Annotated in this window: 10 protein-coding genes, 1 tRNA gene and 1 pseudogene; 8 read left to right on the top strand and 4 right to left on the bottom strand. The window is 36.1% G+C overall.

What is annotated here, in order from left to right:
* A pseudogene (locus ACTQXY_RS05025) lies at positions 1 to 317 on the top strand (IS4 family transposase); the annotation flags it as partial.
* A 32-nt stretch (positions 318 to 349) separates the two neighbouring features.
* Here the strand turns inward: ACTQXY_RS05025 and dcuC are convergent.
* The 3 genes from dcuC to ACTQXY_RS05010 form a co-directional block, all read right to left on the bottom strand.
* Positions 350 to 1,690 carry a C4-dicarboxylate transporter DcuC gene (gene dcuC / locus ACTQXY_RS05020; RefSeq protein ID WP_441658555.1) on the bottom strand — a complete coding sequence of 447 codons (1,341 nt, stop codon included), beginning with the start codon at positions 1,688 to 1,690 and terminating at the stop codon, positions 350 to 352.
* A 77-nt stretch (positions 1,691 to 1,767) separates the two neighbouring features.
* Positions 1,768 to 2,283 (bottom strand): hypothetical protein, encoded by a 516-nt coding sequence (locus ACTQXY_RS05015; protein WP_441658551.1) that lies wholly within the window; start codon positions 2,281 to 2,283, stop codon positions 1,768 to 1,770.
* 348 nt (positions 2,284 to 2,631) lie between these two features.
* A complete protein-coding gene (locus tag ACTQXY_RS05010; RefSeq protein WP_441658550.1) occupies positions 2,632 to 2,943 on the bottom strand; it encodes a hypothetical protein in 312 nt (103 codons plus the stop codon).
* Between the two features lie 29 nt (positions 2,944 to 2,972).
* On the opposite strand from ACTQXY_RS05010, the gene ACTQXY_RS05005 reads away from it, so the two are divergent.
* The 7 genes from ACTQXY_RS05005 to ACTQXY_RS04975 all read left to right on the top strand — a co-directional run bounded on the left by ACTQXY_RS05005 (position 2,973) and on the right by ACTQXY_RS04975 (position 7,513).
* On the top strand, positions 2,973 to 3,143 hold the full coding sequence (locus tag ACTQXY_RS05005) for a hypothetical protein (protein ID WP_441658549.1): 171 nt from the start codon (positions 2,973 to 2,975) through the stop codon (positions 3,141 to 3,143).
* Positions 3,144 to 3,261: 118 nt separating this feature from the next.
* A complete protein-coding gene (locus ACTQXY_RS05000; protein WP_441658548.1) occupies positions 3,262 to 3,489 on the top strand; it encodes a hypothetical protein in 228 nt (75 codons plus the stop codon).
* 10 nt (positions 3,490 to 3,499) lie between these two features.
* The gene (locus ACTQXY_RS04995; protein WP_441658547.1) at positions 3,500 to 3,682 is read left to right on the top strand and encodes a hypothetical protein; all 183 of its coding nucleotides are present in this window, start codon (positions 3,500 to 3,502) and stop codon (positions 3,680 to 3,682) included.
* Positions 3,683 to 3,686: 4 nt separating this feature from the next.
* The gene (locus tag ACTQXY_RS04990) at positions 3,687 to 4,007 is read left to right on the top strand and encodes a hypothetical protein (protein ID WP_441658546.1); all 321 of its coding nucleotides are present in this window, start codon (positions 3,687 to 3,689) and stop codon (positions 4,005 to 4,007) included.
* 6 nt (positions 4,008 to 4,013) lie between these two features.
* Positions 4,014 to 5,345: an FtsK/SpoIIIE domain-containing protein gene (locus tag ACTQXY_RS04985; protein ID WP_441658545.1), complete on the top strand. Its 1,332-nt coding sequence runs from the start codon at positions 4,014 to 4,016 to the stop codon at positions 5,343 to 5,345.
* A gap of 195 nt (positions 5,346 to 5,540) precedes the next feature.
* Complete coding sequence (locus ACTQXY_RS04980; protein ID WP_441658544.1) at positions 5,541 to 6,605, top strand: replication initiation factor domain-containing protein; 1,065 nt, start codon at positions 5,541 to 5,543, stop codon at positions 6,603 to 6,605.
* An 11-nt stretch (positions 6,606 to 6,616) separates the two neighbouring features.
* Positions 6,617 to 7,513 (top strand): tyrosine-type recombinase/integrase, encoded by an 897-nt coding sequence (locus ACTQXY_RS04975; RefSeq protein ID WP_441658543.1) that lies wholly within the window; start codon positions 6,617 to 6,619, stop codon positions 7,511 to 7,513.
* 77 nt (positions 7,514 to 7,590) lie between these two features.
* Here ACTQXY_RS04975 and ACTQXY_RS04970 read toward each other — a convergent pair.
* Positions 7,591 to 7,663 (bottom strand) — tRNA-Lys (locus ACTQXY_RS04970).
* Positions 7,664 to 7,866: the final 203 nt, after the last annotated feature.

Raw genomic sequence — 7,866 nt, 5'->3', positions numbered from 1 at the left:
AATGTCATAGCTTATCTTATGATGCACTGACTGCTCACGTAGCAATCGTGTTTACCAGATACATGTTACTTGCAATGGAGCAGAGACAGAATGAAGATCAACGAACCCTAGGGGAACTGTTCTTTTTTCTGGTAGATGAAATGGCAGATATCACTTTCTACCGTTCACTTAGCATCCTGATGGATGCTTTCATGGCAAGCCTTCAGGAACTTCTGAAGCTTAGTGACGAACAGTTGGCTAGATTTACTGCTGATTTTGAGTCCAGACTGCCGGAATATCTGCGTAATGCACTCCATCCACTGGCTACTGCGGCATAAATCGCTATTTTGTTAGCTGAAATATTGAATTTTCAAGGAACAAGTCCCATTTGGGGTATGGGAAGTCTTAGTACCATAACTAATATAATTGCCACGATAGACGGAACCGCCGTACGTTTCAGAATTCTCGTAGGGCTTACTCCCACAGTAGATGCTACTATCATGATAACTGCCGCAACCGGTGAAATTGTTCTAGATAAATTCGCAATCATCTGCATTGGCAACGTGATCAGCATTCCATGTACCCCTGCCGTTTCAGCAATTCCAGGAATCATAGCAATTACTGCATAGAACAACATCGCAAGTCCTCCTCCACTAAGAATTCCAAACAAACATGTCGCTAATCCAAAAATTACCATTGTGATCAATCCTGCCGAATTTGTATTTTGTACTGCAGAGGTTAATTGATCGATTACTCCAAGCGACTGAACACCTGTTGTAAACAAAGATCCTCCTACTACAAGCATTACAACTCTTCCAAATCCTTCTCCCATGCTCATAAACATATCTGATGCCGCATTTGTAACTCTCTTAAAATCTTTAGTTCTGATTGTTTCAAATACAACTGCCACAATAAACGAAATAAACGTCAAGATAAATACATCCATCGTAATTCCGTCAACAAACATTGCCGCAATACCGACTACTAAAATTAGAATCAAAGGAAGAATTGGGAGCAATGCATAAATTTTAGGTAAATTCACATCTTCTTGCTTTTTCAGTTTAAATTCATCAATTCTAACAAAGGCTTTTTCACCTTCTACTTTATCACAATGCTTCTGCCACAGACAATGGACAACTGCTAAAATCAAAAGCACTGGTATGGAAATTTTGGCATTGTATAATACATATTCCATTAAATTCATATTTAACGTTTCCGCTGCAATGACATTATCCGCTCCCAGAGGCGTCGGCATAATGGTCGCTGTCATGGCAATAATTCCAGCTGCTGTTAAAGAGGAAATTCCCATTCCCTGCAACATAGGATAGAGAATCGCCATTAAAATAATCGCAAGACTAGATGCACTTGGCACAACCAATGACATCAAATTTCCTAGTAAAAATACAATTGGAATAAATAATGTCTGAGATTTAATGCGTTTCATCGGAGCCACCAAAAAATCAACTGCTACTTGATTAGCACCAATTTTGTTCATATATCCTGAATATCCAAACAATATCATCAAAATCAGTCCTGCTCCTGTCATCTGAGATACTATAGTATCTTTCAATTTCATAAATGTATCAAACACTACCACCCCTGTTCCTTCTCCATCTGCATAAAGCGGATGACCTAAAACAGTCGCTGCGATCAAAAGTAAAATGCCCCCTGACATTAAAATGATTGCTGGATTATAATTTTTTCTCCCAATAAAACATTCCTTTCACCTCTTTTCTTTCGTCAATCCTTTTCATAACTGTTATATTTCTTTTATGGGTGTATATATGCTCATATATAAAGACACCATATATTTATGATTCTTACAACTAATGGCATACTAAAATATAATAATTTCATGGAGGTAAACACACATGAAAAAAGAAAATCCTTTACGGCATCTTCCGTCTGCGCAAAAATCATAGGGAAAGATACAAATACATTTAGCTGATATTCTAAAAGAAAGAAACATCTCTCTAAACCAATTATCTTTTCGAGCTGAAATGCAATAGAATAAATAGCATATATCTTACTTCCATCATCCCATAATTTTAATGTATCCAAATACCACTCTCTATGCCTTGTCAACCATCTCCCATCATCCATGACAGATACATCCTCAACTTCTTCTCCTATATGGAGTCTGCGAGGATAACAGTCAAGAATATCTTTTATTCCTGTCACATCATCTGTAACTGATTCTAAGAGTATTGCAACAAATCCGCTTTTCCCAAGTTCCCTTTCTTTCAGAATATTTTCTACTTTATTCAGGATTCCATTCGGAAGCTGATATTTTCTTTTAAACAAAGGTTTCAGTCGCCTTAAAAGAATAAGTTGACTTTTAGAGTAGATTTTAATGTACATTTCTTTCACCTCTTTTCCTACATCTATATTTAAAAAATAATATACGTTTACAAAAAAGACAGTATCAGGAATATACAAATCTCTTTTCCAATACTGTCTTTTCAAATTTTATTCTGCTATTTTGGTCTTTTTATTTGGCTCGCCACCAATTCGCGACCAATTCTGCGACAAACATGACTGTTCTTCGGATTTCCTTGTCTGCCTTTCCGATTTTCTCTTTCAACTATTGAAATGCTAAAAAACCGCCATTTTACGCACAAAAAAACCACCGCCCCCGAAGCTCTCTCGACTTCAAAAACAGTGATTTCTACCTGCGCCTTCAGGGGTTCGAACCCTGGACACCCTGATTAAGAGTTTAAAGACGTATAGAACACTTTCAGGTGAGTCGATAAATATTTCTACTGTCAAGGGGCAAGGCGAAGCCGATACGCCGTAGGGCAACCCTTGAACAGCAATACAGAAAATACAATTATTCTCGGGATAGATAGCCTCTTCGATGGCATCTATCCCTTGTTTGCTGATTTTTAACATCGGTATTGATGCATATACGATGCACTTTTTCGTTGACATAGCAGCGGTGATGATGTATAATTTCATTAACATAAAAAAACTCGTATGAAAGGAGTGATCAAATGTCTAAACGTATTACTATTACTGTATCTGCAGAAACAGAGGATAATATTGCTTGGATGCAAGAAAAAATTCGTAATGAATTGGGGCTAACACGAGTCACTCAAGGTTTTGCTCTTTCTCTCGCTATCAAGCGCTATCGTGAACAGCTCGAAAAAAAGGAAATACAGTAAGTATTCAGCAAGGGCTTCTTTTCCCTTGCTAAAAAAATCCATAATAATGCATCATTATAGATGCTTTATGGTTCGATTACAGATGCATTAAATACGCATTAAAGAAAGGAGATAAAAAATGACAAGTAGAGAATTATTAGAAAAAATTAAAGAGGAGTATGAGAATCGAGGTGTGTGGATTTCTGATATAGCCACAGATTTGCATACCTCTTATGAGAATATCAGACGCATTGTCGTGGCGTTAGGTTTTTATCGAGGACGAAAAATCAAAGATGTTAATTTAGACACCTTGCTCTATAACAACGATATTCGTAGTTCATTAGATAAGATTGCAAGCAGTTTGTAGGAGTCTAGCTATGAAAAGTCAAGTTTATATTGCTATTAATTTGCCCCACCAAAGCCGTGTTATATCGTATGGGCAGTCTGATGATGTATACACTGCGTTAATGAGTGCCTTGAGGAAGACTTTTAAAGAACTCGAAATGAGATGCTCAGGCTGCTCTTCTTCCCAAAATCATCAAAAAGAAAGCGAGGAATAGACGAATGGATATTAAAGTCAACAACCCAAAGGAAATTTTAGGAAACTCAATTTATATTGGGCACACTCCTAAATATCATTATGATCGTGAAACCAAACGTAAGACCGAAGAGCTTGAAGGGAGCATTATCGAAGTGGCTTCTGATAAATTAGGCAGAACACTAAGTATTATCTCAAACGATATTACTCTTGATATTCCCCCATTTTCGCCAGTAGAGTTTATCGGTTTAACGTACAGTCCATATGCTAAAGCAGTATCTTCGGGATATGCTGAATTGGTAGAACGTTTCATGTGCGAAACAGTTAAGGCAATTAAGGGGGTATAAAACAGTATGGATAAAAAAGAATTTCAACAAGTTCCCTTTCCTGCAAGCAATAATTTTTTCTGTCTTCGCTTAGGGATATTTGTTGCTTATATTCTTCTATCCTTTTATTTTACAGTTATCTTGGAAGAGAAGTTCGCTCAATTTGGTTTCTTGCAAATTATTTGTTATGTTTGGCTTATATCGTGTATGCTGTTTGTTCCAAAATTATGGCGATTTCTCTTTCCAAAGAAAACTGAAAACAAGGATATTAAAAAACTTCTGCAATATTTTATTTCAGCCAATAAGCTCTATGAAACAGAAACAATTGAAGTGATTGGAAGAGACGGCAAAACAAGGAAAGATTCCCATTGTTCTAATTATGCAAAATTCGGATATTGGGAAAATGAAACAGAGCTGATTATTCGTGCTTATAAGTTGGCAGATAAGTTTTCGGATAAAATGAATAATTTTGATACTCTATTGCAAGCTCTGATAAAGCGCCCATTAAATGCTAAAAATGATACCATTAGCTATTGTGATTATCATTTCAAAAAACAAGCAGACGAACGATTATTTGTAAACTCGAACAATGATAATTTGGAATATAATTCCTCAACCGTTATTCCGTTAAACAACAATATTTCATGGAGAATTGACAAACAACCTCATGCACTTATAGCCGGAGTAACCGGAGGGGGTAAGACAACTTTTATCTTCTATCTCCTCATAGAACTTTTGAAAATGAAAAGTATGTTATATGTATGTGACCCGAAAAAATCAGACTTAGGAAGTTTAAAGCATATTCTCGGCGAAGAATTTGTGGCAACGGAAAGCAATCAAATATCAAGAGTTATACGACAAGCAAAAGAAGAAATGGATTGCCGATATAGAACCTATAAAGATAATCCCGATAATTTCCGCTTTGGTGCTTCATTTAAAGATTATGGATTATCACCTTTATTTGTGATTTTTGATGAAATGGGAGCTTTTAGAGCTGGTGCTGACAAAAAAGTATATACCGAAACAATGGCTAATCTTACGGAAATTATTCTCAAAGGTCGAGAAATGGGCGTATTTGTATTACTTAGTACGCAACAGCCAAACGCAAATAACATACCAACGGAGCTTCGAGACAATCTTTCTTTAAGAATAGCATTAGGAAACATGGGAAACGAGGGGTATCGCATGGTATTCGGAGAACGTAATACAAATATACAATCCGTCTCTTCTGTTGGGGGTGCATATATTTTTTTAGACGGTCTTGGTTGGGATAGTCCTAAACCTTTTGAAGCCCCATTTGTCGATTATAACAATTTTGATTTTATAGCAGAAATCAAAAAATATGTAGGCAGTAATTAAACGTCTAGTTTGTATGATCTGTTTCCGATTGAAAGCTCTGCTTTTCAAAACGGAGTGGTCGGAAACAGTTCGTACAAATAAAGACGTGAGAGCTCTGCTCTCTTACTTTTAATTTTGCTATCTAATCAAATTGTATAACCCCCGTACAGTAACACGGGGGTAGTAAATTCAATTTAAAAGTTGGGAGTGAACAAAATGTCCGTTCAAGGAATTGCCGAACCGCTTACAAATGGACTTATTGGTTGTATAGATTGGTTATCTTGGACATTCCATATTAGCACCGATTTCACTCATACAAAAGTAATTTCTTTTCTCGGCTTTGATTCGAAAGATTTTCTAGCAATGCCTAAAGGTGCTAATGGTTATCGTTCTATGTTATCTTTAAACGGTCACAATATACGGATTTTATATGACGGTAATGAGAATATGGGAGTACATGTTGATGTATCGGGTTCTGCTATAGGGGAATTATTATCATCATGGGAGCATAAGAAAACTTCACTAACACCTTGGGGAAAGGGAATGTATTTTAATAATTTAGAGGATACTGTATTGCTCGATTTATTAACGGAACTTGCTCCGATTGCAACTTTCACCCGAATAGATTTAGCAGTTGATGATATTGGCGGTAACTATTATTCTTGTGATGATGTTATTCGATTAATCGAAAACAGACAGCTTATAAGCAAATTCAGAGGATATGATAATAAAGTTCCCCGTTCTATCCATGACGGCACAAAGCTCGGTCACACTATTTATCTAGGAAGTGGACAAAGTGAACTAAAACTCCGAATATATGACAAGCGTCTTGAACAGTTACAGAAACATGATATTAATTGTGAATATGATTGGATTCGTTGGGAATTAGAATTAAAAAGACAACGTGCCAATCAAGCAGTTATCTTGCTTATTACAAAAAAGAGCCTTGCAGAAGTTTGTATAGGAATATTAAGTCACTATCTCCGTTTTATCATACATGACAATGAAAATAAATCTCGGTGTACTACTGAACCGACTTGGGCTGGATTTGTAAATGCTATGGCTCGTATGCCTTTATATATTCGCTCTTCTCCTAAAGACATTGACGATACTAAACGGTGGATTGATGATTGTGTAGGTGCTTCACTATGTGCAGTTATCGAACATGACGGTGGTAGCTTAGACTTTATTTATAATAATCTCTCAAAATGGCAAATGAAAAGGGAACATAACAGAGAATTGACTTCAAGATTAACCCGTAGCAATTCAAAGGGGGATTGAAATAATTAAATATGACGATTTCACAAGCATTTAGCAATTTTATTCGTTCTAGAGAGTTGCGAGGACTAGCCAAGAAAAGTATTGAATGTTATACCAACTTTAATGAACCTTTCATCATAGCTGTTGGTGCTTCAACATCTATTTTTAATTTGAAACGAGAGACCATAGACGATTACTTTTACACTCTCTTTGAGGGCGGAAATACAATGGCTACTATCGCCACATACATTCGGCATATTAAAATTTTTTTGCGTTGGGCAGAAAGTGAATATCATTTAGCAATAAATGCAAAAACAATTGTTATTCCTAAGACACCCAAAAAACAGGTTAGAATTTATAATGACGAAGAAATAATTCTTATATTTTGTACAATACAAGCTGAGAAGCCTTGGATTACTTCAAGAAATCGCGCTATTGTCGCCTTAATGCTTGATTCTGGTCTGCGCCAAAACGAAGTATGCACATTAAAAACTAGTAATATACAGTTTGAGAACAAAATGTTAAAGGTACTTGGAAAAGGTGCAAAAGAAAGAATGGTACCTATCGGCTCAATTACTCGACATTATTTAAAAGAGTACCTTGCTTCTTGTCCGTATCAATCCGAAAATACTTTTGTGAGTAGAAGGGGGAAAAAACTTACTTGCGATGCTGTGAAGCACTTGATAAGTAAGGTGGCAAAACAACTACCTTTTGATTTTTCCTCTCATAAGCTCCGACATAATTTTGCAACTAATTATTGTATTGACCAATACGAAAAATACGGTCGTATTGATATTTTTCAATTAATGAGTATTATGGGGCATGAAAATATTGCCACTACTCAAAAATATTTGCATTATGCTATGGACATCATAGCAGCTAGAGCAGATGTATCGCACATTGACAAGTTAATAAAAGAGGTTATCTGATTTTCTGTCCTTAAAAAAGCAAACAAAAAATCACCGTCCCCACAGCTCTAAAGTCCGCAAAAACAGTGATTTCTACCTGCACCTTCAGGGGTTCGAACCCTGGACACCCTGATTAAGAGTCAGGTGCTCTACCAACTGAGCTAAAGGCGCGTCTCGCATTATTGAATTTATTTTTTCTTTAACGCAAGAGATATTATATAATAATTTTTTTATAATTTCAAGTGTTTTTTTATTTTTTTGCAATTATTTTTGCGCTTATTTTTTAACATAGAATTTCTCTGCTTTTTTCTCTGAATATTTGTCCGAAACAGCATCCGACTTGTTCCTTTTACCCACAGCTTAGGCCATAAAGG

The sequence above is a fragment of the Faecalimonas sp. LCP19S3_D12 genome (assembly GCF_052121495.1).
In the GTDB taxonomy this organism is placed as follows: Bacteria; Bacillota; Clostridia; order Lachnospirales; family Lachnospiraceae; genus Faecalimonas.
Note: the sequence above shows the minus strand (reverse complement) of the source record. Positions and strands in the feature narration are given on the sequence as shown.

What these genes read in the sequence shown, in the direction of transcription:
- ACTQXY_RS05010 (WP_441658550.1), bottom strand. Translation starts at nt 2,943, where the DNA reads ATGTTAATGAAATTATACATCATCACCGCTGCTATGTCAACGAAAAAG.
- ACTQXY_RS05005 (WP_441658549.1), top strand. Translation starts at nt 2,973, where the DNA reads ATGTCTAAACGTATTACTATTACTGTATCTGCAGAAACAGAGGATAAT.
- ACTQXY_RS04975 (WP_441658543.1), top strand. Translation starts at nt 6,617, where the DNA reads ATGACGATTTCACAAGCATTTAGCAATTTTATTCGTTCTAGAGAGTTG.
- ACTQXY_RS04980 (WP_441658544.1), top strand. Translation starts at nt 5,541, where the DNA reads ATGTCCGTTCAAGGAATTGCCGAACCGCTTACAAATGGACTTATTGGT.
- ACTQXY_RS04995 (WP_441658547.1), top strand. Translation starts at nt 3,500, where the DNA reads ATGAAAAGTCAAGTTTATATTGCTATTAATTTGCCCCACCAAAGCCGT.
- ACTQXY_RS04985 (WP_441658545.1), top strand. Translation starts at nt 4,014, where the DNA reads ATGGATAAAAAAGAATTTCAACAAGTTCCCTTTCCTGCAAGCAATAAT.
- ACTQXY_RS04990 (WP_441658546.1), top strand. Translation starts at nt 3,687, where the DNA reads ATGGATATTAAAGTCAACAACCCAAAGGAAATTTTAGGAAACTCAATT.
- ACTQXY_RS05000 (WP_441658548.1), top strand. Translation starts at nt 3,262, where the DNA reads ATGACAAGTAGAGAATTATTAGAAAAAATTAAAGAGGAGTATGAGAAT.